At 50.0% G+C, this 24,209-nt stretch carries 19 protein-coding genes; 15 read left to right on the top strand and 4 right to left on the bottom strand.

Annotation, left to right across the window (positions count from 1 at the left end; translation table 11 throughout):
• Positions 1 to 251 precede the first annotated feature (251 nt).
• The 11 genes from BWI93_RS23585 to BWI93_RS23535 all read left to right on the top strand — a co-directional run bounded on the left by BWI93_RS23585 (position 252) and on the right by BWI93_RS23535 (position 15,598).
• Positions 252 to 944, top strand: coding sequence for a YetF domain-containing protein (locus BWI93_RS23585; RefSeq protein WP_094815991.1), 693 nt, complete (start codon positions 252 to 254; stop codon positions 942 to 944).
• Positions 945 to 963: 19 nt separating this feature from the next.
• Positions 964 to 1,662, top strand: coding sequence for a DUF421 domain-containing protein (locus BWI93_RS23580; protein WP_094815989.1), 699 nt, complete (start codon positions 964 to 966; stop codon positions 1,660 to 1,662).
• Between the two features lie 38 nt (positions 1,663 to 1,700).
• A complete protein-coding gene (locus tag BWI93_RS23575; protein ID WP_094815987.1) occupies positions 1,701 to 3,302 on the top strand; it encodes an alpha-amylase family glycosyl hydrolase in 1,602 nt (533 codons plus the stop codon).
• A gap of 55 nt (positions 3,303 to 3,357) precedes the next feature.
• Positions 3,358 to 5,205, top strand: coding sequence for a malto-oligosyltrehalose trehalohydrolase (gene treZ, locus BWI93_RS23570; RefSeq protein WP_094815985.1), 1,848 nt, complete (start codon positions 3,358 to 3,360; stop codon positions 5,203 to 5,205).
• Positions 5,206 to 5,491: 286 nt separating this feature from the next.
• Positions 5,492 to 7,621, top strand: a complete 2,130-nt coding sequence (glgX, locus tag BWI93_RS23560) for a glycogen debranching protein GlgX (protein ID WP_094815981.1) — start codon at positions 5,492 to 5,494, stop codon at positions 7,619 to 7,621.
• A 2-nt stretch (positions 7,622 to 7,623) separates the two neighbouring features.
• Positions 7,624 to 9,468: a malto-oligosyltrehalose trehalohydrolase gene (treZ, locus tag BWI93_RS23555; RefSeq protein WP_094815979.1), complete on the top strand. Its 1,845-nt coding sequence runs from the start codon at positions 7,624 to 7,626 to the stop codon at positions 9,466 to 9,468.
• Positions 9,461 to 13,573 (top strand): malto-oligosyltrehalose synthase, encoded by a 4,113-nt coding sequence (gene treY / locus BWI93_RS23550; protein WP_094815977.1) that lies wholly within the window; start codon positions 9,461 to 9,463, stop codon positions 13,571 to 13,573. Before treZ (BWI93_RS23555) ends, treY begins: the two co-directional genes overlap by 8 nt.
• Before the next feature lie 243 nt (positions 13,574 to 13,816).
• Positions 13,817 to 14,056 carry an SMI1/KNR4 family protein gene (locus tag BWI93_RS29825; RefSeq protein ID WP_369679214.1) on the top strand — a complete coding sequence of 80 codons (240 nt, stop codon included), beginning with the start codon at positions 13,817 to 13,819 and terminating at the stop codon, positions 14,054 to 14,056.
• Between the two features lie 459 nt (positions 14,057 to 14,515).
• Positions 14,516 to 14,974 (top strand): AraC family transcriptional regulator, encoded by a 459-nt coding sequence (locus tag BWI93_RS29170; protein ID WP_255158034.1) that lies wholly within the window; start codon positions 14,516 to 14,518, stop codon positions 14,972 to 14,974.
• A gap of 97 nt (positions 14,975 to 15,071) precedes the next feature.
• Positions 15,072 to 15,305 carry a hypothetical protein gene (locus tag BWI93_RS23540; RefSeq protein ID WP_094815975.1) on the top strand — a complete coding sequence of 78 codons (234 nt, stop codon included), beginning with the start codon at positions 15,072 to 15,074 and terminating at the stop codon, positions 15,303 to 15,305.
• Between the two features lie 2 nt (positions 15,306 to 15,307).
• Complete coding sequence (locus tag BWI93_RS23535) at positions 15,308 to 15,598, top strand: hypothetical protein (protein WP_094815973.1); 291 nt, start codon at positions 15,308 to 15,310, stop codon at positions 15,596 to 15,598.
• A 39-nt stretch (positions 15,599 to 15,637) separates the two neighbouring features.
• Here BWI93_RS23535 and BWI93_RS23530 read toward each other — a convergent pair whose 3' ends face one another.
• Positions 15,638 to 16,549 (bottom strand): AraC family transcriptional regulator, encoded by a 912-nt coding sequence (locus BWI93_RS23530; protein ID WP_094815971.1) that lies wholly within the window; start codon positions 16,547 to 16,549, stop codon positions 15,638 to 15,640.
• 2 nt (positions 16,550 to 16,551) lie between these two features.
• Positions 16,552 to 17,370, bottom strand: a complete 819-nt coding sequence (locus BWI93_RS23525; RefSeq protein ID WP_094815969.1) for an SDR family oxidoreductase — start codon at positions 17,368 to 17,370, stop codon at positions 16,552 to 16,554.
• A 618-nt stretch (positions 17,371 to 17,988) separates the two neighbouring features.
• On the opposite strand from BWI93_RS23525, the gene BWI93_RS23520 reads away from it, so the two are divergent.
• From BWI93_RS23520 to BWI93_RS23510, 3 genes are all read left to right on the top strand, one after another.
• Positions 17,989 to 18,234 carry a hypothetical protein gene (locus BWI93_RS23520; RefSeq protein ID WP_141217578.1) on the top strand — a complete coding sequence of 82 codons (246 nt, stop codon included), beginning with the start codon at positions 17,989 to 17,991 and terminating at the stop codon, positions 18,232 to 18,234.
• 152 nt (positions 18,235 to 18,386) lie between these two features.
• Positions 18,387 to 19,448: a 3-oxoacyl-ACP synthase III family protein gene (locus tag BWI93_RS23515; RefSeq protein WP_217902327.1), complete on the top strand. Its 1,062-nt coding sequence runs from the start codon at positions 18,387 to 18,389 to the stop codon at positions 19,446 to 19,448.
• Between the two features lie 88 nt (positions 19,449 to 19,536).
• The gene (locus tag BWI93_RS23510; protein WP_094815965.1) at positions 19,537 to 21,144 is read left to right on the top strand and encodes a Na+/H+ antiporter; all 1,608 of its coding nucleotides are present in this window, start codon (positions 19,537 to 19,539) and stop codon (positions 21,142 to 21,144) included.
• Positions 21,145 to 21,202: 58 nt separating this feature from the next.
• Here BWI93_RS23510 and BWI93_RS23505 read toward each other — a convergent pair whose 3' ends face one another.
• Both BWI93_RS23505 and BWI93_RS23500 read right to left on the bottom strand, forming a co-directional pair.
• Entirely contained in the window at positions 21,203 to 22,339 is a 1,137-nt protein-coding gene (locus BWI93_RS23505; RefSeq protein ID WP_094815963.1) for an acyltransferase, read from the bottom strand.
• Positions 22,340 to 22,577: 238 nt separating this feature from the next.
• Entirely contained in the window at positions 22,578 to 22,931 is a 354-nt protein-coding gene (locus BWI93_RS23500) for a helix-turn-helix domain-containing protein (protein WP_199182081.1), read from the bottom strand.
• Positions 22,932 to 23,049: 118 nt separating this feature from the next.
• On the opposite strand from BWI93_RS23500, the gene BWI93_RS23495 reads away from it, so the two are divergent.
• Entirely contained in the window at positions 23,050 to 23,793 is a 744-nt protein-coding gene (locus BWI93_RS23495; RefSeq protein WP_233207991.1) for an SDR family NAD(P)-dependent oxidoreductase, read from the top strand.
• Positions 23,794 to 24,209 lie beyond the last annotated feature (416 nt).

The raw sequence follows: 24,209 nt of genomic DNA, 5'->3' as shown, positions 1-24,209 counted from the left end.
GAAATTTTCTGTTTTTTTTCACCTATACACTTTTATCGAATGAGGCTCGTCTATATGCATCGCTATGGCTCAGGGTTCGGGGTACTTTTACCACATCCCCTTGAAATTTGGGGGTCTCATTTTAGGCCTTTTTCCTTGGTTGCATGCATAGATCTTTCAACTTGTTTCCTTTAAGCGGACTTAAATGCTCTACTGGACTGGTGGGCATTCTTTTTTTTAGGCCTTGCTCACTACGTTTGACTCTACTTTCCATGAAAAAGAGTGACATCCAGCTCGACGACTGGAACCGAATTCTGTGGGGCATGGCCCCGCCCATATTTTTTCTGGAAGTTCTCTTTCGGACCCTGATTATTTATTTTTTCCTGCTGGTGATGATGCGGTTGCTGGGTAAACGCATGAACGGGCAACTTTCCATTACCGAAATGGGCGTCATGCTTACCACCGGGGCCATTCTCTCCCCGTCCATGCAGGCCCCGGACCGGGGCATCGGGCTGGGTATTTTCGCCATGATCTGTGCATTGCTGTACCAGCGACTAACTACCCTGTGGGGATTCAAAAACAAAAACGTAGAAATGCTCATGCAGGGCACCACTACCGTTCTGGTCAGAGACGGGGTTTTAGACGTTGGAGAACTGATGAGAAACCGTATTTCGCACCAGCAGCTCTTCACTGTTTTGCGAACTGAAAAGTATTATAACCTCGGGGAGGTCAAACGGGTGTATCTGGAAGCCAGTGGCCTGTTTAGTATTTATCCTGAAAAAGAAGCCCGACCGGGTTTATCTACCCTGCCACCGAACGTCAGTGATACGTCCATTCACGCCATTCAGCGGGAAGTAGTAGAGTACGTTGTTTGCTGTAATTGCGGAAAAACCGTCGAAAAAAAGACCCATCCCGGCCCGTGCCCCCACTGCCAGGTCGAAGACTGGGGCACGGCTATTCTCTAATTCTTTCTTCCTGCCTCGCATGAATCCAGATGATATTAAAATTGACGACTGGCTCCGGATCTTTTACGGTGAATTACCCGCCAGTTATTTCATCGAAGTCATCATCCGGATGACTTTCGTGTACCTGCTGCTCATGGTTTGTATCCGAATCATGGGGCGGCGGATGGCCTCCCAGCTCAACCGCAATGAAATGGCGGCGTTGACCTCTCTGGCCGCTGCGATTGGTATGCCCGTACTCTCGCCCGACCGGGGATTGTTGCCTGCAATCGCCATTGCGATTATCATTGTGGCCGGGCAACGCTGGATTTCTCGTATCGCTTCCCGAAATGAAAAGTTTGAGGCGATTACGCAGGATGATATGGAGATTCTGGTGAAAGATGGGGTGCTTGAACTCAAAGCGATGCAACACTCCCGCATTACCCGCGAACGTCTCTTCGCCGAACTTCGGGCCGCCAGTATTCTGCATCTGGGTCAGGTTCGACGCCTGTACATTGAAGCCAACGGTAAATTTACACTCATTGAAAACGAAAACCCGAAGCCGGGTCTCTCCGTAATTCCCAATGAAGATCCAGAACTTATTGAGGAGCAACCCAAAGCAGACGATCGGCTTGTCTGCAAGAATTGTGGGAATACCATGTTTCAGCCCCTGAAACCCGAGCATGAGTGTAATCATTGCAAAGACGTAAACTGGATACCTCCCATTAAGCCGGAAGCATAGTTTTTTTACAGCCTTTTCCTTCAACCAATCCCTAATTTATGAACGAAGCCAATCCCCTTTGGTGGCAATCAGGTATTGTGTACCAGATTTATCCCCGCTCTTTTCAGGATAGCAATGCCGACGGTGTCGGTGATTTACAGGGCGTAATCAAACGCCTTGATTACTTAAAATGGCTGGGCATCAAAGCCGTATGGCTTTCCCCCATTTACCCTTCGCCCATGGACGATTTCGGGTATGACATTGCTGATTATCAGGGCATTCATCCCTTATTTGGCAACATGGAGGATTTTGACGCCTTACTCAAGGAAGTACACGCCCGGGATATGAAACTGCTGCTGGATCTGGTTCCCAACCATAGCTCCGATCAGCATCCCTGGTTTCAGGAATCCCGTTCTTCCCGCGATAATCCTAAACGCAACTGGTACATCTGGAAAGACGCCCGCCCCGATGGCTCCGAACCGAACAACTGGCTGAGTGAATTTGGCGGGAGTGCCTGGCAGTGGGATGAAGCAACGCAGCAATACTATTATCACGCCTTTCTGACTTCCCAGCCGGATTTAAACTGGCGGAACCCGGAAGTACAGCAGGCGATGTTCGACGTCATGCACTTCTGGCTAAAAAAAGGCGTAGACGGATTCCGCGTGGATGTGATGTGGCACATGATCAAGGACGAACAGTTCCGCGATAATCCCATCAACCCTGATTATCAGGCCCATGAATCGAATGTTAAAAAGGTTCTGGCCGTGTATTCAACTGATCAGCCCGAAGTACACGAGATCGTGCGTAAAATGCGGAGTGTACTGGACCACTACAAGGAACGCATGATGATTGGGGAAATCTATCTCCCCATTCAACGCCTGATGACTTATTACGGCACCGATGGCAACGGGGCTCACCTGCCGTTTAACTTTCAACTGCTCACGTTGTCCTGGGACGCTCCCCATCTGGCCGCTTCCATCAGTCAGTACGAAGGGGCCTTACCTCAGTATGGCTGGCCCAACTGGGTACTGAGCAACCACGACCAGCCCCGCATTACCAGTCGCGTGGGTATTCAGCAGTCCCGGGTGGCAGCGATGTTATTACTGACCTTACGCGGTACGCCGACGATCTATTACGGGGATGAAATCGGGATGCAGGATGTACCCATTCCCTTTGACGAGGTACAGGATCCCCAGGGTCTGAACATGCCCGACAAAAATCTGAGTCGCGATCCGGCCCGTACGCCCATGCAATGGACGGAAGGCAACTTCGCGGGCTTCAGTACGGCCAAACCCTGGCTCCGGCTGGCCAATACCTACCGCCGCGTGAATGTGGAGACGCAAAAACCAGATCCGTACTCCATGCTTACCTTGTACAAACGGCTGATTGAACTCCGGCAGTCCGAACCCTCGCTGATGTGGGGTTCATACATTCCCGTTTATTCCGATCAACAGTTACTGTCCTTTATCCGTCAGGCTTCTACGGGTTCCCGTTTTCTGGTAATCCTCAACCTGACCCACCGACCTGCGTACTTCAAAGCAGAACATATTACGCTGGATGGGGTTGTGGAAATTGCTACTTTCCCTGAAGACGAAGGGCAACGCATTCACGATACCATTGCCCTCAGTGGCGACGCCGGTTTATTGATTCGACTCGATTAATTCTTTACTTCATACATCCACCTTCACCGATTCTAGACGACGAATCCCCGCAGTCATGAAAAAAATTGGTTCTGATTATCAAGGTGATAATCAATGTACATTTACGGTATGGGCTCCCGACAAGCAACGCATGCTGCTCCAGGTAGTCCAGCCTCAGCCCCGGACGATCGAGATGCAACCGCAGGCGGAGGGTTATTTTTTCGCTGAAGTATCCGATTTACCGCCGGGTTCGCAGTATTTTTTCCGTCCGGATGATCAGGAGTCTTACCCCGATCCCGCCTCGCGTTTCCAGCCCCTGGGCGTACACGGTCCTTCCGAAGTAGTTGATCACGCCGCTTACGCCTGGCAGGATGCTACCTGGCGGGGTGTACCCTTTCCGGAAGTGGTGCTCTACGAACTGCACGTGGGTACGTTTACGCCGGAGGGTACGTTTGAAGCCATCATTCCGCGATTACCGGAATTAGCCGATATGGGTATCAATGCCCTGGAAATCATGCCAGTTGCCCAGTTCCCGGGCCAGCGGAACTGGGGGTACGATGGCGTCTTTCCCTACGCCGTGCAAAACTCCTACGGCGGTCCTGAAGGGCTGAAAAAACTCGTGGATGCCTGCCATGCCTCAGGTATTGCGGTGTACCTGGATGTGGTGTACAATCACCTGGGCCCAGAAGGAAACTACCTCTCGGATTTTGGACCTTATTTCACGGAAAAGTACTGCACGCCCTGGGGTAACGCGTTGAATTTTGATGATGCTTATTCGGACGGGGTAAGGGATTTCTTTGTGGGTAATGCGTTGTACTGGATCGAGGAATTTCACATGGATGGACTTCGCTTCGATGCCATTCACACCATCTTTGATCAGGGAGCCGTCAGCTTATGGGCTTACCTGTACAGTAAAGTGCATCAACTGGAATTAAAGCTCGGGCGTACGGTTACGCTGATTGCCGAAAGTGATCTGAACAGTCCGCATATTCTTAAGAAACCGGAAGCGGGTGGCTTCGGATTTACAGCTCAGTGGCTGGACGATTTTCATCATTCCTTCTACGCCGTTCTGGATGAAAAAGAAGGCAAGAAACGCTACGGCGATTTTGGCCGCATGGATCAGATCGCTAAAGCCTATACTGACGGTTTCGTGCACAGCGGGGAATACGTCAGCTTCCGGAAGCGTAGGTACGGGGCCTCATCGGCGGGCATTCCGGGCGACCAGTTTATTGCCTTCATGGATAATCACGATCAGGCGGGCAATCGGCTGCTGGGTGAGCGGCTTTCCTCACTCATTGATACCGAACGTTTGAAAGTAGCGGCAGCGGCCCTGTTGCTGGCCCCTTACGTTCCCATGCTGTTTATGGGCGAAGAGTACGCCGAGCGGGCTCCTTTCCTGTATTTCATTCATCATTCTGAACCGGAGTTAATCAAAATGGTGCAGGAAGGTCGAACGAAAGATTTCAAATCATTCAACGACGGGGATGAGCAAGTACCCCCGGATCCGCAGGAAGAACAAACTTTCCGCGACTCCATCCTCCATTGGGAAGAACGGACCCAGGGCAAGCATGACCTCATCCGGCGGTGGTACAAAACCCTGATTGGCCTGCGGCGGGAAATTCCGTTGTTACAGAATTACTGCAAAAACGATATACGGGTTCAGGTCATCGATGAATCGGGTTTTGTAGTATTCCGGCAGAATGATTCCGGACAGGAACATCTCATGGCCATTCTGAATCTCTCCGGTGAGGACATTTCGTTTACCGTGCCGGCCATGGAACAGACCTGGAATAAAATCCTTGATTCAAAAGAAGAGCAATGGCTGGAGAGCAGTCAGCCTACTCCTGCCGCGGATCACGTATATGACAAAACGTTACTAACTGTTGCCCCCTGGAGCGTAACGGTCTATCAAAGCGAGTCCTAGTAGTACCTTCATTACTGAAAAGGGTCGTAAGCGTGCATAATCGTGCTTACGACCTTTTTTTGTTGCTTTCCATACATTTACCTACCCGAAATCCCACCCAGCCATATATAGGTATTTTTGCCGCATTCTCTCCCCATTTTTCCTCAATTTGCGTATCGGATACTTTTTTTAAAAGAATGTGATGGTTTATGGCACTCCATTCTGCCCCCTTGTAGCTGCAGAAAATAAATCGCTCAACCAGCACCGGAGTACCGTACGACCCATACACTAACACCCATATTTTCACATGAAGTCCACTACTACGTATCCTGGTGATCCCTTTCCACTAGGCTCAAAATACGATGGCAAAGGTGTCAATTTTGCCATTTTCGCCGAAAATGCAACCGGTATTGATTTATGTCTTTTTGATGAAGTTTCTAACGCCACTGAAACCATTCGCATTCCGCTGGAAGAACGGGCCTATCACATCTGGCACGTGTACATACCCGGTTTAAAACCCGGTCAGCTTTACGGTTACCGCGTTCATGGCCCGTATGAACCCGAAAACGGACATCGGTTTAACCCTAATAAGTTACTCATCGATCCCTATACCAAAGCGTTAGCCGGTACGGTAGAATGGGATAATTCGCTGTTTAGCTACAAGATCGGTGAGGATGATCTTTCCTTCAACGAAGAAGACAGTGCTCCGTTTTTACCCAAGTCGGTAGTAATCGATTCAAGCTTTGACTGGGAAGATGATGTAGCACCGAAGGTTCCGTATAATAAAACCGTTATTTACGAAACCCACGTGAAAGGTTTTACGCAGTTGCATCCGGATATTCCTGAAGAAATCCGCGGCAGTTATGCGGCCCTGGGTCACCCGGTTACGATCAAATACCTGCAAGACCTCGGTATTACTTCCGTAGAACTGATGCCGATTCACGCCTTTGTCAAGGACAGTCACCTCGTTGAAAAAGGGCTGACCAATTACTGGGGCTATAATACCATTGCTTTCTTTGCTCCGGATGCGGGTTATTCCAGCAGCGGCGTACAGGGCCAGCAGGTTACGGAGTTCAAAACGATGGTAAAAGAACTCCATAAAGCGGGTATCGAAGTCATTCTCGACGTAGTGTATAACCACACCGCCGAGGGTAACGAAATGGGTCCCACGCTTTCGTTCAAAGGAATCGACAACGCTGCCTATTACCGACTGCACGATGGCAGGTACTACATGGATTACACGGGTACGGGTAATACGCTCAACGTGATGCAGCCCAACGTACTGCGGCTCATCATGGACAGCCTCCGGTACTGGATTCTGGAAATGCACGTGGACGGATTCCGTTTTGACCTGGCCTCAACGCTGGCCCGGGGTCTGCACGAAATTGATAAACTCAACTCGTTCTTTGACGTCATTTACCAGGATCCGATCATTTCACAGGTGAAACTCATTGCCGAGCCCTGGGATGTGGGTGAAGGCGGCTACCAGGTAGGTAAGTTCCCTCCGGGCTGGGCCGAATGGAATGGCATGTACCGTGACTGCGTACGCGATTACTGGCGGGGAGCTGACAGTAAACTCGGCGAGTTTGCCCAGCGTTTTCTCGGAAGCCCCGACCTGTATCAGGAAGGGTACCGCAGTCCGACGGCCAGTATCAACTTTATCACGGCTCACGACGGCTTTACGCTCAACGATCTCGTTTCGTACAATGATAAACATAACGAAGACAACGGGGAAGACAACAAAGACGGAGAAAGCCACAACCGCTCCTGGAACTGCGGAGCCGAAGGTCCTACTGAAGATGCGGAAATCGTAGCCCTGCGAGCCCAGCAGAAGCGAAATTTCATCACGACTCTCTTCCTTTCGCAAGGGGTAGCCATGCTGGTAGCCGGAGACGAAATGGGCCGTACCCAGCAGGGAAACAACAACGCTTACTGCCAGGATAACGAAATTTCCTGGGTAAACTGGGAGAATGCTGATCACGAATTGCTGGAATTTACCCGCAAGGTGATTCGTTTCAGCAAGAGCCACCCGGTATTCTGCCGGCGGGGCTGGTTTAAAGGTCAGCCCATCAAAGGTACGGGCCTGGAAGACATTGCCTGGTTCTTGCCCGAAGGCACGGAAATGAGCGACGAAGACTGGCAAAATGGTTACGCCAAATCCTTGGGAATTTTCATGAGCGGACATGCCCTGCGTTCCGTTAGTGCCACGGGTCAACGTATTGTGGATGACACCTTTTACGTCCTCTTCAATGCTCACTATGAATCGATTGATTACAAAATTCCACCTAAAAAATGGGGCACGACCTGGATCAAGGTACTCGACACGAGTACGGCTCTGGTAGACGAAGAGGGCGATACGTTCCAACACGGTGATACCATTACCGTTGCGGCCCGCTCCGTCGTGGTGCTCAAAAATCCACTTTCTACGCACAAGTAAGTATGCAATCCATTAACCTGAGTTCTCGCACGCTCGGGGTTAATTTCAGTTCCAATGGGGAGGCTCACATCGTTTTGTGGGCTCCCCTGCTGGAACACGTCGCTATCCATCTGACCAAATCCAATACGATGTATCCACTGGTGAAAGATGGTTTTGGCTACTGGGAATTAACTACTACCGAGCTTCAGCCGGGTGACACCTACCAGTTCGTATTAAACGATGGTAAACATCTGCCCGACCCGACTTCTCTGTCGCAGCCTGAAACGGTCCATAGCGTATCCCAGGCTGTTGATTTATCCGACTACGACTGGCACGACCAGCACTGGAAAAACTTACCACTCGCCGATTACATTTTTTACGAATTACACGTAGGTACCTTCACACCCGAAGGCACCTTTGCCGCATTAGAAGAAAAACTTGATTACCTGATTTCGCTGGGTGTAACAGCGATTGAACTCATGCCCATTGCCCAGTTTCCCGGGAAACGGAACTGGGGCTACGATGGTGTGTATCCATTCGCCGTTCAGCACTCCTACGGAGGCGTACGCGGGCTGCAACACCTGGTAGACCGCTGTCACGAAAAAGGGCTGGCCGTGGTACTGGATGTGGTGTACAACCACATGGGGCCTGATGGCAATTACTTTGGTCAGTATGGCCCGTATTTTACCGATAAATACGCTACGCCCTGGGGAGACGCCCTGAACTTTGATGATGAACACTGCGATGGCGTGCGGCAGTATTTTATAGAGAACGTTCTGATGTGGTTTCGCGATTTCCACATCGACGGCCTCCGTCTGGATGCCGTACACGCCATCCGTGATTTCAACCCCTGTCATATTCTGCAGGAAATCAAACAGCACGTAGACGCGTTGAGCGAGCAAACGGGCCGTAGCCACTACCTGATTGTGGAGATGGACCTGAACGACACCCGTTACATCAAACCTATGGAGCAGGGTGGCTTCGCCATGGATGCCCAGTGGAGTGATGAATTCCACCACGCCCTTCGCGTAGCGGCCGGGGAGGAACGGACGGGTTATTACGAAGAAATGAATGGCATGAATCACCTGGCGAAAGCCTTCCGTGATGCTTACGTATATACGGGTCAGTACTCCTTTCGCCGTCATAAGAAATTTGGCGTGCATACGGATCAGATTTCGGGTGAAAAATTTGTGGTCTTCTCTCAAAACCACGACCACGTCGGGAACCGTATGATGGGCGAACGTACGAGCCAGCTGGTAAGCTTTGAAATGCTTAAATTACTGGCTGGAACCGTACTGTGTAGTCCCTACCTGCCCCTGCTGTTCATGGGAGAAGAGTGGGCTGAAGAGAATCCCTTTCTGTATTTTGTCGATCATACCGATCCCAAACTTTCAGCGTTGGTACGGGAAGGTCGCCGCAAGGAGTTTGCCTACTTCCACAGTGGTGAAGGAGAAGCTCCCGATCCGACCATTGAGGAAACCTTTCAGCAATCCAAATTGCAGTGGTCCTTACTCGAAAAAGAACATCACCAAACCTTATTTCGGTATTATCAGGCACTGATTGCCCTTCGCAAGGCTCATCCGGCTCTTAAAAATCTGGATCGTAGTCAAATGGAAGTAGTGGCAGACGAAGACCGGGATTTACTGATTATTCGTCGCTGGCACGAAACCCAGGATGTTCTCATCCTTTTGAATTTTTCTAAGCAGCCTCAGGCCGTACCTGTACCGGAGGCGAAGCTGGCCTGGCATAAACGCTGGGACTCCGCCGATGTTCGCTGGAACGGCCCTTTAGGTGCTCCTGAGGTCATTTTACCTGATTCAGGGCTCACCATTCAACCGGAGTCGATTCTCCTATACATCCATGAATAACCCCATCGCTACCTATCGATTTCAACTTCACAAGGCGTTCTCCTTTAAGGAACTCGAAGCCATTATACCCTATTTACAGAAACTGGGCATTCAAACGCTGTATGCCTCGCCCATTTTTGAATCGACGCCCGGTAGTACGCATGGGTACGATGGACTGAATCCCCACCGGATCAATCCTGAAATTGGTACGGAAGCGGATTTACTGCGGATTCAGTCTCAATTGCAGGAAAAAGGCATTGGCTGGTTGCAGGATATTGTACCCAATCACATGGCTTACACCCCTTCGAACCTGTGGATTTGGGATGTTTTTCAGAAAGGCAAACGTTCGGTTTACGCTTCATTTTTTGACATTGACTGGGATAATCCCGTCAGTCCGGGCCAGATTATGGCTCCCTTCCTCGGGGAATCGCTGGAAGAGGTAATCCAAAAGGGCGACTTGAAAGTTGCCTACCACAACAAGCAGCTGGTGCTAGTGGTGAATGAAATGGATTTCCCCTTGAGTACACCTTCGGTTGGCCGCGTACTGGAAGCCTTGCCCCAAGCGGCCTCCCTTTCGAAAGCCTTTCAGCAACTGGAACGTATCGAAGACGATGGTCTGTACGGCGTGACGCTCGTTGAACAGGTCTGGACGCCTTTAGCCGAGCAAACGGAGCTGCATGCGGATCTGGAAGCGTTACTGGAAAGCTGGAATAAAGACCCGGAAAAAATTCAGCAACTGGCGGATGAACAGTACTACCGCCTCTGCTTTTACGCGGAGACCGATACGCAAATCAACTTTCGGCGGTTTTTTACGGTAAATGGCCTCATTTGCCTCAACATCCAGCAACCCGAGGTATTTGAGCATTTTCACAAGTACATCCAGACGCTGGTGGATACGGGGGTCTTTCAGGGCCTTCGCGTCGATCACATCGATGGGCTGTACGATCCGACCGCGTACCTGCAACAACTGCGTGAACTGGCCGGGCCGGAAACGTATCTGACGGTAGAGAAAATTCTTGAGCCGGGTGAAGAGCTACCCGAGTACTGGCCTATTGAAGGAAACACAGGTTACGATTTTCTTTCGTACGTTAACAACCTGTTTACCAACACCGCCAGTGAAGAGGCATTTACCAAATATTATGAGAAACTGACGGGCGATCGTACCCCCATTCTTGAACAGATTCATCGCAAGAAAGCGGCCATTCTCTTCGACCACATGGCAGGCGAGCTGACCAACCTGGTGCGGCTTTACGGTCAATTGGACCTTCCCGAGCTGGCGGAGGAAGACTTGCGGGAGGCCATTGCTCAATGGCTGATTTATTGTCCGGTGTACCGCAATTACGGTAACCAGTGGCCCCTGGAGCCCGCTGAACAGGAAGCGATCCGTGCGGTATTCGCTGCCATTGAAGCGGATCAGCCGAAGTTGAAAAAGACACTAACGGCTTTGCAGGATACCCTGTTTAATCAGGCTGAATCTCTGCCCTTCTACCAGCGGTGCATGCAGTTTTCGGGACCGCTTATGGCGAAAGGCGTGGAAGATACCCTGCTGTATACGTATCACCGATTCATTGGTCACAATGAAGTGGGCGATTCCGTTGCCGAATTCGGACTTAGCCCGGAACATTTCCACCAGCTCATGCGGGATCGGCAGCAAAAATGGCCTTTGTCGCTGAATGGCACCTCCACGCACGATACCAAACGGGGCGAGGATGTACGAGCCCGACTCAACGTACTCACCGATTTACCGCAGGAATGGCTTAAGACCGTGGAAGAATGGTCAGCGGCCCATCGCCATGCGGAGCTGGACCCCAGCGATCAGTATTTTATTTTTCAGACCGTGCTTGGGGCGTACCCCATGCCGGGGCAGGACGAAGATGAGTTCCCGCAACGCCTCAACGAATACCTGCAAAAAGCCTTACGGGAAGCTAAACTCCACTCCAACTGGACCAAGCCTAATGAAACCTACGAGCAGGCAGCTCAGGATTTTGCCGGACAATTGCTGGATCAGGAAGGGGAATTCTGGACTGCGTTTGAGCCCTTCCACCGGAAAATAGCCGATTGGGGTATTGTCAATTCTCTGGCTCAGACGCTATTGAAATTTACTGCTCCCGGCGTACCGGACGTGTATCAGGGTACGGAATCCTGGGATTTGAGCTTAGTAGATCCGGACAACCGCCGCCCCGTTGATTATGAGCTTCGCCAGCAGTGGCTGGATGAACTGGACCGCGTTACGGTAGCCGATTTATGGAAACGTCGATTTACCGGACAAATTAAACTCTGGTTGACGCATCAGCTCTTCCTGAAACGCGGCGAACACGCGGAAACCTTCGCGGAAGGATTATATCTGCCCTTGCAGGTGATCGGAGCTTACGCCGAGCACGTCCTGGCTTTTGCCCGCCGTTACCAGCAAAACTGGTTCATCGTAGCCGTACCGCTGCACGCGGCTCAGCTCGGAGAAAAGCAGAAGTGTTCGGTACTGGAAATCGACTGGAAGGATACGCAGATTGTAATACCCGAAGAAGCTCCCCAAACCTGGCTCAATTTGCTGGGAATGCCGGTCGAATCATTACGCGTACAGGATTTGTTCCACCAGTTACCCCTGGCTTTATTACAGGGCGAACCGGAAATGCTGGACCGCAATGCGGGTATCTTACTTTCCGTCACTTCGTTGCCTTCCAACTTTGGTATTGGTGATCTGGGACCTCAGGCCCATGCCTTCGTGGATGCCCTTTCCCGTAGTAAACAAAGCTACTGGCAGCTGTTACCGCTCAATCCAACGGGAGTCGATCAGGCGTATTCGCCGTATAGTTCCATCTCAAGCCGGGCGGGCAATCCCCTGCTGATTAGTCCGGAAAAATTACTGGAACACGGCTGGTTGAAGGACCTGGAGCCGTATCAGCTTCCGGCTCAGTCGCAGGTCGATTACGAGCGGGTGAACGAGCTGAAAACCCAGATGCTCGCCAAGGCGTATCAGAAATTTCAACAATCGGCTTCCATTTACTGGCGAAAAGCCTTCCGTGAATTTTGTCAGCAGGAATCCGAGTGGCTCGACGACTATGCCTTATTTGTGGTGCTGAAAAATTATCAGCAGCAAAAGTCCTGGTCTGAGTGGCCGCAACCCTACAAAATGCGGGAGTCGGGAACCCTGATCGCGTTTGCCTGCGAACACGAAGCGGAACTTACCTACGAAAAATGGGTGCAGTTTATCTTCTTCCAACAATGGCGGGAGTTACGGGCGTATGGTAACCAGCAGAATGTACAATTCCTGGGCGACTTACCTTTTTATCCCAGTTACGATTCTGTGGATGTCTGGGCTAACCCGGAAATTTTCCACCTGGATGAACAGGGTGAAATGACCTGCGTAGCGGGCGTACCACCCGATTATTTCAACGAAGAAGGGCAACGCTGGGGTATGCCTTTGTACCGTTGGGACGTGCTGAAAGCCCGCCAGTACGACTGGTGGATTGATCGGATTGAAAAAAACATGGAATTGTACGATCGCCTGCGATTGGATCACTTCCGGGCTTTTGCCAGCTATTGGGAAGTACCTGCCGAGGAAAAAACGGCTAAAAACGGAGCCTGGAAACCCGGCCCCGGAGCCGAATTTTTCCAGATCTTACAGGAAAAACTGGGAAGCCTGTCGCTGATTGCTGAAGACCTGGGTGACATTGGCGAGGATGTCTATCAATTGCGGGATGAATTTATGCTGCCCGGTATGCGGGTACTGCATTTTGCCTTTAGCGACGACATGCCGCGTTCGGTCAATATTCCGCATAATCACCTGCCGCTGAGTCTGGTGTATACGGGTACGCACGATAATAACACGACGAAGGGTTGGTTCCGGCAGGATTTGTCCCCGGAAGAACACCGAAACCTGGAAAAATACGTGGGCGGCTCCCTGTCCGAAGAGACGATTCATTTCGTCATGATTCGGCTGGCCTATGCTTCCGTGGCCCAAACGGCCATTTTACCCTTGCAGGATGTACTGGGACTGGATGAAAAGGCCCGGATGAATACGCCCGCTGGTAATAGTGCCTGCTGGAAATGGCGATTACTACCCGAGCAGTTTACCGCCGTTCACGAAAAGCAGCTCCGAACCTGGGCTGAGATTTATCACCGGGGATAAGGGGTTAATAAAGACCCGTGCACATAAAGTGAAGGAGCCCGACACCAAATCGGGCTCCTTCACTTTATGTGGTTTTAGAAAGAATATGTTAGGATCTATTATACTTACTATCTTTCCGTTATTGTATTGGTTTATTTAAGTGCTTTTTTCTACTATGAAAAAGGAATGGTTTGATAAGATAGGGCAGTTACATCAAGAAAGCCAGAAAGGAGGAGTACGAACCTACGAGGGTCTTCTTTCAAAATTTACTATTCGGAAAAAGCTCACGAACAGGAACTCATAGCTTGTGGATCTTATTTCGACTTCAAATTACCTATTGATTTAGTAGCTTTTCTACGGAAATATAATGGAGCTACTTTTTATGAATTCGAAGATACAGGTGGATACCGATTCCTAAGCTGCCAAGAATTAGTAGATGAAAACAGGTTTCAACAAGAGAACTTTGGTGACGACTGGGACGAGCATATGCTTCTGTTTTGCTAATCCATTGGTGAGGCAGAGTATGTAGGGATGAAGATTATAAATGATGATACTTACGCTACGCATCAGTAGCCTATTGACGTGATGCCCCGGCCGTTCTGACTCCGGTCATACAGCAAATTTTACCTGATTTCGATAAAACAGGGCTTGAGTTAGGCAGCCATTCGCTATGGACACACTTCCTACGATTTCAACGAAGGGGTCCTCAGCTTTCTGGCACCCGAACAGGGATGCTGGCTGGCCAATGCGGAGGAACTTGCTGAAACCTTTGAAAATCTGAAGGGCTGGAGCCTACTGATTCATCCCGACCTGCTGGCTAAATACCCCTTAGGTCAGAAAATCATGCGTTATGGTTTCTTTTCCTACGCGACCAACGAGGCCCTGCACTTGTCGGCTGCCGAAGAAGCTACGCTTAATTAGCTCATCGATACCATTCGGGCGGAAGTCGAGTGGCCCATTGATTTGTTTAGTCAGGACGTGCTCGTTGCTCAGAGTGACCTGTTGTTAACCTACGCCGACCGATTTTATCACCGCCAGTTTCTAACCCGCCGGGCCGTTGAATCTAATCGGGAGCCGGATTCACTACTGACGCGTTTTGAGTCCCGTCTTGCGGCTCACTTTGCCCAGCCGGGCGAGCATTCCATTCCTACCGTACAGGAACTAGCCGATGAGCTGAATGTATCACCGGCTTACCTGAGTGACATGCTTCGTACGCTCACGAGTCAGAATACCCAGCAGCACATTCACCACGCCCTGATTGAAAAAGCGAAACGATTACTCCTGGTCACCTCCGCATCGGTCAATGAAACGGCCTACCAGCTTGGGTTTGAATATCCGCAGTACTTCAGTCGTCTATTCAAGAAAAAAACGGGTATGACGCCCGCCGAATTCCGACTATCGATGCAAATTGTCTCTCCTTAGCAAGGAAGGTATTGAATAAAACGAGGGACATCCCGTTGAGGATTGAGTCTTTTAGAAACGTTTCATTGTACACCGCAATCTTACCGAGCCAGCTTGTATGCCTGATGCTTTACGTACGCTTTTCGAAGCGGATCAGAACGAACGGATTCCTCATCCAGAGGTGGGCACCCCGGCGTACGAGACCTTACGAACCAGAGATCGCGAGCGACGTACACAGGTTCAGGCCCTGATTAACGAAGGGCGAGTTACTACCGCTCAGGATTACACCACGCGGCTCTCATTTTTCAGCACGGAGATAGCATCGACGAAATCTGGTCGGCTTACCAATTAGCCTTGACAAGCGTAGAACTGGGTAATCCGGCAGGAAAATGGTTAGCCGCAGCCGCATTGGACCGCTGGCACATGTACCAGGGTCAGCCCCAAAAATATGGTACGCAACTCGTTCCCGATGAGGGTCGGTACCGCTTATGGGACATAGATCCGGACACGACGGATGAAGAACAAGCCCAGTGGAATGTACCCGCATTAGCTGAAATGGAACGTCGGGCCAGCCAGCTCACCCTGGAAAATAAGGCCCGTCAGAAAGCCTCTTTTCGGACTCACCACCACCACGGCTTACACTGAATAGTTCATCCCTTCGTATGGGTAAACAACGGGTCCTGCCTAATTATAAAACGCCCTGAATTCCAGCGGGGTCTGGTTGGTTTTGGCTTTGAAAAGTTTACTAAACGACTGCGGATACTCAAACCCTAACTGATACGCAATTTCACCCACGGAGAGGCTGGTTGTCGATAGCTTTTCTTTGGCCTGTTCGATGAGTCGTTCGTGAATTAACTGCTGAGTCGTGCTGCCCGTCAATTGTTTCAGGCAGTCGCTCAGGTATTTATAGGAGAGATGCAGACTTTCTGCCAAGTACTGAGCGGTCGGTAAGCCCTTATTAGATTCCTGGGAAGCAAAGTACTCGTCCAGTAGTTTTTGAACCTTATCCAGTAACTCACTGCTGACGGCTTTCCGAGTGATAAACTGCCGATTATAATAGCGATTGCAGTACGTTAACAACAGTTCCAGGTGAGCAATCCAGGCATCCTGACTAAATTGGTCAATGGGAAGCAGAGATTCTTCCAGCATTTGAAGAAAAATGATTTCAATCCGGCGTTGCTCTTCTTCGGAGAGAATCAGGGCTTCGTTGACCGAGTAATCGAAAAAGCCATAGTTTTTAATTTTGCTGCCCAGCGGGTAATTCCGCAGAAAATCCGGATGAATGGAAAGTTGCCAGCCTGCCGTTGCGAAGGCAAAATCCTGATCGATAAAGTTTACCTGTTTCGGAGCAAAGCAGGCCATCACCCCCTCGTCAAAATCAAACCGGCTTTGTCCGTACTGAATCTTACAGGGACATTCCTTTTTCAGGGTGATCTGGTAACAGTCCGAAATCAGCCGGGTTCGCTGTTCAATTTTTATCGCAGGGAAATCTTCAAACCGAATCAGGCTCACCAGCGGATGGCGGGGTTTGGGCTGCTCCAAAAGCTGGTGCAGCTGCGTGATGGACTGAATATGAACGGTGGGCGTCGTTTCCATGTTTACGAAGGTAGTGATTGTTGAGCTAGTTTTTTCCGGTACGAACGGGCCATGTACCGGGCAATCGTAGTATGAGGTATTAAAGCGACAAGACGAAAGCCCAGACGGTTTCTACTACCGGAGATGTAAAACTGTTTTTTCGCATCCCAGGCTTTCAGTAACTCATCCGCCACTTCATCGGCAGTCTGATGCACCGCCGTTTGGTAGTCCGAGTTTAGCCCAATGGACTTTTCATTATTGATCCCGGCGGATTCGTTGAAATTCGTTTTCGTTAGTCCGGGAGCAAAGAGCATCAGATGGACCCCATCAGGCTGGCATTCCTCGGCGATGGCTTCGGTAAAGGAACGCACAAAGGCTTTGCTGGCGGCGTAGGTAGCCATGTAAGGGATAGGAGCAAAGGCGGCCATCGACGCCACGTTGATAATCGTGCCGCGTCTGCGTTCACGCATGGGTTGCAGAAAGAGGTGCGTCATCGCTACCAGCGAGGCGTTGTTGAGTTGCAGCAAGGCCAGCTCCGATGCCAGCGAAAGCGTAGCAAATTCGCCGCCGGACCCAATCCCCGCATTATTAACCAGTGCATCAATTTCCCAGTTTTGCTGTTGCGTTTCACGGAAAATCTGGTCAGCAGCGTCTGGCTTGGACAAATCGGCTGCGATGAAAACTACCTGAATCCCATACTGCTGCTGAAGCTGTTTACGCATCTCAGCGAGTTTTTCGGCATTTCGGGCGACGAGTACCAAGTTGTGTTTTCGCTGGGCTAATTTTCGGGCCAGTGCTTCGCCAATGCCAGCGGATGCTCCGGTTACAAGTGTGTATTTCATTGGTTCGATGACTAATGTTTAGGCAAAGAACGGCGGCACGGGCGAGTCGCTTGTAGCCAAAAGTCGGCTTGTTGTATCCAGCTTTCGATTCCCCACACCAATTATATCCTTGACACGAGAACACTTCCGCGGAACCCAATTCAACAGCTTTTCAGGCCCCGCCCTACCGAAGCGAATTTATTTCTTTTACTACATAAATGAACCGGACCGGCAGTAATCCAGTTAGGATACTAGAATGTACCTGTATTCGGAATCATTTTTCTTAGTCAGGGTTCTGTTTTTCAGACCTTTCCAGGTCTGTTTTCTTCACGTACTGCTTCGCTTTGGGTTAGCATCCTGATTCGGTTCGGTTATTCCCAACGATCATGTTTACGTTCAAAACGAGTACTTACCGGCTTTTCACGCGATTTTTTACGCTGGCCTTCAGGCCTTGTTTCCGGTATGTGCCGTTTTAGTTTTTTGAATGGCTGTCCTTTTGAAGAACGGACGGTATCCATACTCGTTTTCTAATCCTTCGTGTGGCCCATGTACTGCCGGGAAAATCATTCGGCTTGGCAGCCCACTCATCTCTTTTCACATTTGGACCAACGCGTCCTGTCCTCCTTAACTTACGGTCCTATGAAACCCAGTACTCAACAGATTAAAAATACCATTTCCCTGCTTCGTAAAAAACTCAGGGATATTCGCAGTATGGAACAGGATTCCGAAGGTTTTCAGGAAGCTTTGTCCATTCTCAGTGATCGCCGGACCACGTACCGTTCCATTTCAGGACTGCGAACCCGGCAGGGTCGTGCCATTGCCCTCTTGGCCATTGATTACATGAATGGAGCCTGTGAGTCGCGTACGTTACTAAGGTTTAAGTAATGGCCCTTTCATGAATGGCGTCTACCTGTTCGCCCGTGATTCGATGAAAATCCTTCCTTCTCATCGAATCATTTTCAATTTTCAACTAAATTTCTTCTCTTCGCAGCAGCCTCGTTTTTAGATTAGCTGCGACGTGTAAGAAGTATTGTATCATGATTCGATCCCTCATTTCAGGCACGGGTGCCTACCTCCCCCCGCTGACGGTTACCAATGACGCGTTTCTCACGCATGAATTTTATGATCAACATCAAACGCCCCTTCGCCAACCCGTAGAAACCACACTTAAGAAATTTACGGCCATTACGGGTATTGAGCAGCGGCGTTATGCCGCCCCGGGGGTTACGGCATCGGTGATGGGTTTACAGGCCGCTCAGCAGGCCATCAGTCAGGCACAGGTTGACGTAGAAACCATTGATCAGATTATTGTCGCTCATAATTACGGCGACATGGCGTATGCCGGGGCACCCCGGGATCAGGTACCATCGCTGGCCTCGCGGATCAAACAGGGTCTGGCTATCAAAAATCCGTTCTGCGTGGCATATGACCTGATCTTTGGTTGTCCGGGCTGGTTGCAGGGGCTGATTCTGGCGGATCAGGCCATTCGAAGCGGAGCGGCCTCGACAATTTTAGTGATTGGTACGGAGACGCTATCCCGCGTAATCGACGCCAGTGATCGGGATTCCCTGATTTTTGCCGATGGAGCTGGAGCCTGTGTGGTGACCAAAAGCCTGAGTGATGAGGGCGGTATCCTGCATGCGGTGGTTCGTTCGGATACGCTTACGGAAGCGGACTATATTTATTCGGGTAAGGCCAATGCCGATCAGGAAGGCTCGCCGCAGTTTATCAAAATGCACGGGCATAAAGTCTACGAATACGCTCTCACGCAGGTTCCTGGAGCGATGAAGAAGTGTCTTGATGAAAGTGGCCTTCCGCTGGAAGCTCTTAAAATGATCTTTATTCATCAGGCCAACGAAAAGATGGATGAAGCGATTCTCCGGGAATTTTACCGCCTGTACGGACAGACGCCTCCGCCCGCCATCCTGCCCATGAATATTCGCTGGATGGGCAATAGCTCCGTTGCTACAATTCCTACGCTGCTGCATCAGGTCATGCAGGGTGAATTGCCGGGGTATTCCCTGCAAAAAGAAGATTATATTTTACTGGCCTCCGTGGGAGCTGGTATGAATATCAATGCATTGATCTATCAGGTGTGATCCTCCGCAAACCTGGATACTCCACTTACCCCAATCCGTACCTATCTGACTTTAACCCATTGTTTTAGTTCAATGACTCCACTGGCTAATGATCCATGAAAATCTATTACTGATTTTATCCCTGTTTTTTATTATGGCGTTGCTCTACATGCTTAGTCAACGCCTGAACATATCCTACCCCATTTTTTTAGTGATGGGTGGTCTGGGGATCAGCTTCATTCCCGGTATCCCTTCCATGACCATTGACCCGGATCTGGTCTTTTTGATTTTTCTACCTCCACTACTTTTCGAAGCTGCCTGGGAATCTTCCTGGACGCAGCTTTGGAAGTGGAAACGGTCCATCCTTAGTTTAGGCTTCGGCCTGGTTTTAGCGACTTCACTGGCGGTTGCCTACTTCTCCACCGCCCTGATTCCTGGCTTTACGCTCGCTCTGGGTTTCTTACTTGGCGGCATTATTTCGCCTCCTGATGCCATTGCGGCTACCTCCGTACTACGCGGACTGGATGTACCCAAACGGGCCCAAACCATACTGGAAGGCGAAAGTCTGGTAAACGATGCGGCCTCACTGACGGTCTTTCGCTTTGCCCTGGCGGCCTTACTGACTGGAAACTTTGTATTTCAGCAGGCTATTGTAGACTTCCTGGTGCTTTCCGTCATGGGCGTATTCGTAGGGTTCAGTATCGCTTTTCTGCTGTACTGGATCATGCGTTACTGGGGAGGCACTTCCCGCATCATTACACCCATTACTCTGATCGCTCCGTATTTGATGTACTTGGTTGCCGAACAATTTCACTGGTCCGGCGTATTGGCCGTTGTTAGTGGCGGCCTGTTACTCTCGGCCCGTTCGAGTAAGTTTTTGAATTATCAGACCCGCCAGCAAACGCAGGAAGTATGGGCTACGGTAGGTTTTCTGCTCAATGGATTTGTATTTACGATTATTGGATTACAACTACCCCTCATTATTCAGGGTTTGGAAGAGTACACAGTTCTGCAGGTGATCTACTACTCGTTGCTGATAAGCGGCATGGTCATCATTATTCGGATAGTATTGGTATATCTTTCTTTTTTTCTGCCCCGTTTGTTGGCGGCTGGAAAACCCTACTCCGAACCTCACCCTGGTCTTAAACTGTCCCTGCTCATTGGCTGGGCGGGTATGCGGGGGGTTGTTTCACTGGCATCAGCCCTGGCCATTCCCCTGACCCTGCTGGATGGCATAAATCCGTTTCCGCATCGAAACCTGATTCTTTTCATCACGTTCGTAGTCATTCTTATCACGCTCGTATTCCAGGGCCTTACGCTTCCATTGTTCATGAAATGGCTTGGTATTAAAGAAACCGAAGAACAAATTCCGGCTCAGGAGCAAATTGAATCACTTCGGCAGGAACTCACTCAGCTTTCCCTGGAACATCTAGACACGCACTATGCCTATGAAATGGAACAATACGAAGTGGTGGGGCGTATCAAGGCTCAACTGATCTCCCAGGTTTCAGTGACCAAGAACGCCTTACAATCCAATGATCAGTCGTCCGGGTTATTGACCGTTCAGGACCTCTACCGTAAAGTGATGCTAGACCTCGTCGAAGTAAGGAGATTAGCTTTGGAACGCCTGAAAAAGGAAAGCCGTTTTGATGATGAAATTCTGCGGGCGAAAGAAAGTGAACTGGATTATGAACAAGCTCGCTGGTCGAAAAAGTAAGGGATGAACGAACTCTGAAGAAACGTTCGTTCATCGTTTATAAGATGCCTTACGGATACTATTTTCCTACGCGTAGCAGACGATTCGTCAGATACCGGCGGACGCGTTCATCGTACAGCTTCAGGCATCCATACGCCAGGATTACCGAACCCACGACCAGGGCCAACGCTCCGGGCAATGATTGTTCAAAGGTGAGCTTTTCATTTTTCACCCAGGCGAAGTACAGGTAGATGAAGGGGTAATGAACCATATACAAAGGATACGAAAGGTCCCCTAAAAAGGTACATAGTCGAGTCATACGTTGACTGATCGTGGTTTCGGAAGCTCCCAGATAAACCAGTGCCGGAAAGACGATCGTTACGCAGAGGGTATCGTATAAACCATTCATCCACAGGTATTCACTACCACCAATGCGTGGGATCGCCGATAAAACGAGTATGGCCAGACTACCGATCCAGAACGTTCCTTTGACCGCGATCGGTTTGAATACGCGGGAGAGGAGTAAACCCGCCGCGAACGAAAACAGCAGGCGTAACGAGCCGCCGAGCATGTTGTCACCCGTTATCGAAAACCCCACGCACAGGTCACCGTAGGGCCCAACCATCGCAAAGGCGGCCAAACCAAATGCCGCGAGGACAACCAGAACGGTCAATGCTTTGGTGGAAAGCTTACGGAGCCAGAACGCGTAGAGGAGATTACCGATATACTCGAAAAACAGCGACCAGCTTGGCCCATTTAAGGGAAACATTTCGCCGACGCCCCGAATTTCAAAACCAGGCGTCGCGGGGATGAGCAGGGCGTTGATTAACGTCGCTACCAAAAGCATCGAAATGGATACTTTGGATACGTCCCATACTGAACAACCCTGCGTATAAAACATAATCCCTCCGATAATGGCTCCTAGTACCACCATGGGGTGCAAACGAATCAGTCGGCGTTTGATAAAGTCCAGGACTGTCATCTTCTCCCAGCGATCATCGTACGCGTAGCCCACCACGAAGCCCGAGAGAATAAAGAAGAAGTCTACCGCCAGATAGCCGTGATTAATAATCTGGTCTAAGTGACTGGTAGCAAAGGCTTCGAACACGTGAAAACACACCACGCTCAAGGCCGCTACGCCCCGTAATCCATCCAGAATGTGGTAATGGGGTTTGGCATCCGCAAAGGCGGTACCGGGAATTTGGGAATTTGACATGGATACTCCTTGGGTTATCACCTCACTAGCTACACGTCTCCGTATAGGCTGTTCTCAGGTACCAGCAAAGCCTCAAAATTACCACCCGTACAAGCGTGATCCTACCGCCGGGCCATCGAAAAATTTGTTTTTCCCCTGAACAGCGGTGTACTACGAAAGCATACGGAAATAGATCGGATACTACCAACGCTTACTCAGTAGCAGACGGAATACAGTCAGCGTAACAACAACCAAACCCCTAGCTTTCAAAAATCTTCTTCCGGTGCTCGACGCCCCAGGTAGTCAGGTTCTCAATAATGGTCCTCAGCGACCAGCCGTGATCGGTCAGTTCATACTGGACGGTTACCGGCTGGGTATCCAGCACCGTTCGCTTGACGAGCTGATTGATTTCCAGCTCTTTGAGTTCTTTACTCAGCATTTTGTTCGAGATCCCGTCCACGTCGTTTAGAATGTCCGAAAACCTCCTTTTGCTGTAATAGCAAATGGATGAAATAATGGCAATTTTCCACTTTCCATTGAGTACGTGCATGCAGTCCTGGACCGCCCGCATCTCCTTTTTGTGTTCGTCGCTTTTACGGGGTTCGCACGTCATAGGTTACTTAGTTACTTCGGGGTTACTGTTACTTTTAGTTACAAAGTTACTAAAATAAATCAAGCTGCTCTAGCTTTGCTGCCCAAACAATAAATGAGCAGTAACCATGCGTAAGTTAATGAACAAAGTGACCCTGGTGACGGGTGCTTCCAAAGGTATTGGTGCCTCCATTGCTACCTATTTTGCGGCAGAAGGAGCTAAAGTAGTTGTAAACTATGCCTCCAGTAAGACCGGAGCGGACCAGGTGGTCCAGACTATCACCACCAACGGTGGTACCGCCATTGCTGTCCAAGGCGATGTATCGAACCCAGCCGATGTGAAAAGATTGTTTGAAGCAACCAGAGAGGCATTTGGTACGCTGGATATTCTGGTCAATAATGCAGGAACTTACATCTACGAGCCTATTGAACAGGTCTCCCCCGAAACGTTTCACAAACAGTTCAACATCAATGTACTAGGTTCCATTCTTACCATTCAGGAATCGTTGAAACTGTTTGGAGAGGAGGGAGGTAGCATTCTTAACATCAGTTCCGGTGCCAGCCGCATGCCTATACCGATGGGCTCCGTCTATTCGGCCACCAAAACGGCTCTGGATGCTCTTACCGTTGCCTTGTCCAAGGAATTTGCCGGACGAAAGATCCGCATCAACTCCATTTTGCCCGGTTCGGTAGAAACGGAGGGCACCCATGCAGCGGGCTTTAGCGGCAGTGATTTCGAGAAGAACCTCATTGCTCATACCCCACTGGGTCGCATCGGGCAGCCCGAAGACATTGCCCGCGTAGCGGTATTCCTTGCCTCCGAAGAGGCGGCCTGGATTTCGGGTGAAAAAATATCCGTTTCGGGTGGTCTTTACGGTTTGTAAACGGGTATCTCTGTCTGAATTTATTTCAAGGTGAATCCGGGTACCATCTTAAGATGCCCAGGAAATGCAGTCATCGACTCGCTCAGTCGAAGTCGATGAACCGGCTACGAATGCTTCCCTGATGCGTGGCGTACAACCCTATTCATTAGATGAAGCCATTGCCCGGCAATGCTGGGCATGATCCGAATACTGGAAGAGTATCTCCTCTCACCTGCCATGATTGCTGTCAGGAAAAGGTATTCTCTCTATTTTAACGCTTTTATAGTCCAGAATGAGGTAGTTTTACTCCCTTGCTCTGGACTATTTTTCTACTAACCCCTTAATCGTCAGTACCTTGTTCGAGTACGAACTATTCGAAAGTATAAGCTTCCTCGTGATTGAAATAAACTCATATCGTCAACTCAGCCAAATTTCAA

This window comes from Siphonobacter sp. BAB-5385 (assembly GCF_002261125.1).
In the GTDB taxonomy this organism is placed as follows: Bacteria; Bacteroidota; Bacteroidia; order Cytophagales; family Spirosomataceae; genus Siphonobacter.
This window is presented reverse-complemented; position numbering and strand designations above follow the sequence as displayed.

What these genes read in the sequence shown, in the direction of transcription:
- treZ (WP_094815979.1), top strand. Translation starts at nt 7,624, where the DNA reads ATGCAATCCATTAACCTGAGTTCTCGCACGCTCGGGGTTAATTTCAGT.
- BWI93_RS23525 (WP_094815969.1), bottom strand. Translation starts at nt 17,370, where the DNA reads ATGAAATACACACTTGTAACCGGAGCATCCGCTGGCATTGGCGAAGCA.
- BWI93_RS23500 (WP_199182081.1), bottom strand. Translation starts at nt 22,931, where the DNA reads ATGACGTGCGAACCCCGTAAAAGCGACGAACACAAAAAGGAGATGCGG.
- BWI93_RS23530 (WP_094815971.1), bottom strand. Translation starts at nt 16,549, where the DNA reads ATGGAAACGACGCCCACCGTTCATATTCAGTCCATCACGCAGCTGCAC.
- BWI93_RS23580 (WP_094815989.1), top strand. Translation starts at nt 964, where the DNA reads ATGAATCCAGATGATATTAAAATTGACGACTGGCTCCGGATCTTTTAC.
- BWI93_RS23540 (WP_094815975.1), top strand. Translation starts at nt 15,072, where the DNA reads ATGCCTGATGCTTTACGTACGCTTTTCGAAGCGGATCAGAACGAACGG.
- treZ (WP_094815985.1), top strand. Translation starts at nt 3,358, where the DNA reads ATGAAAAAAATTGGTTCTGATTATCAAGGTGATAATCAATGTACATTT.
- BWI93_RS23585 (WP_094815991.1), top strand. Translation starts at nt 252, where the DNA reads ATGAAAAAGAGTGACATCCAGCTCGACGACTGGAACCGAATTCTGTGG.
- BWI93_RS23510 (WP_094815965.1), top strand. Translation starts at nt 19,537, where the DNA reads ATGATCCATGAAAATCTATTACTGATTTTATCCCTGTTTTTTATTATG.
- BWI93_RS23520 (WP_141217578.1), top strand. Translation starts at nt 17,989, where the DNA reads ATGAAACCCAGTACTCAACAGATTAAAAATACCATTTCCCTGCTTCGT.
- BWI93_RS23495 (WP_233207991.1), top strand. Translation starts at nt 23,050, where the DNA reads ATGAACAAAGTGACCCTGGTGACGGGTGCTTCCAAAGGTATTGGTGCC.
- BWI93_RS23505 (WP_094815963.1), bottom strand. Translation starts at nt 22,339, where the DNA reads ATGTCAAATTCCCAAATTCCCGGTACCGCCTTTGCGGATGCCAAACCC.
- BWI93_RS23515 (WP_217902327.1), top strand. Translation starts at nt 18,387, where the DNA reads ATGATTCGATCCCTCATTTCAGGCACGGGTGCCTACCTCCCCCCGCTG.
- BWI93_RS23575 (WP_094815987.1), top strand. Translation starts at nt 1,701, where the DNA reads ATGAACGAAGCCAATCCCCTTTGGTGGCAATCAGGTATTGTGTACCAG.
- glgX (WP_094815981.1), top strand. Translation starts at nt 5,492, where the DNA reads ATGAAGTCCACTACTACGTATCCTGGTGATCCCTTTCCACTAGGCTCA.
- treY (WP_094815977.1), top strand. Translation starts at nt 9,461, where the DNA reads ATGAATAACCCCATCGCTACCTATCGATTTCAACTTCACAAGGCGTTC.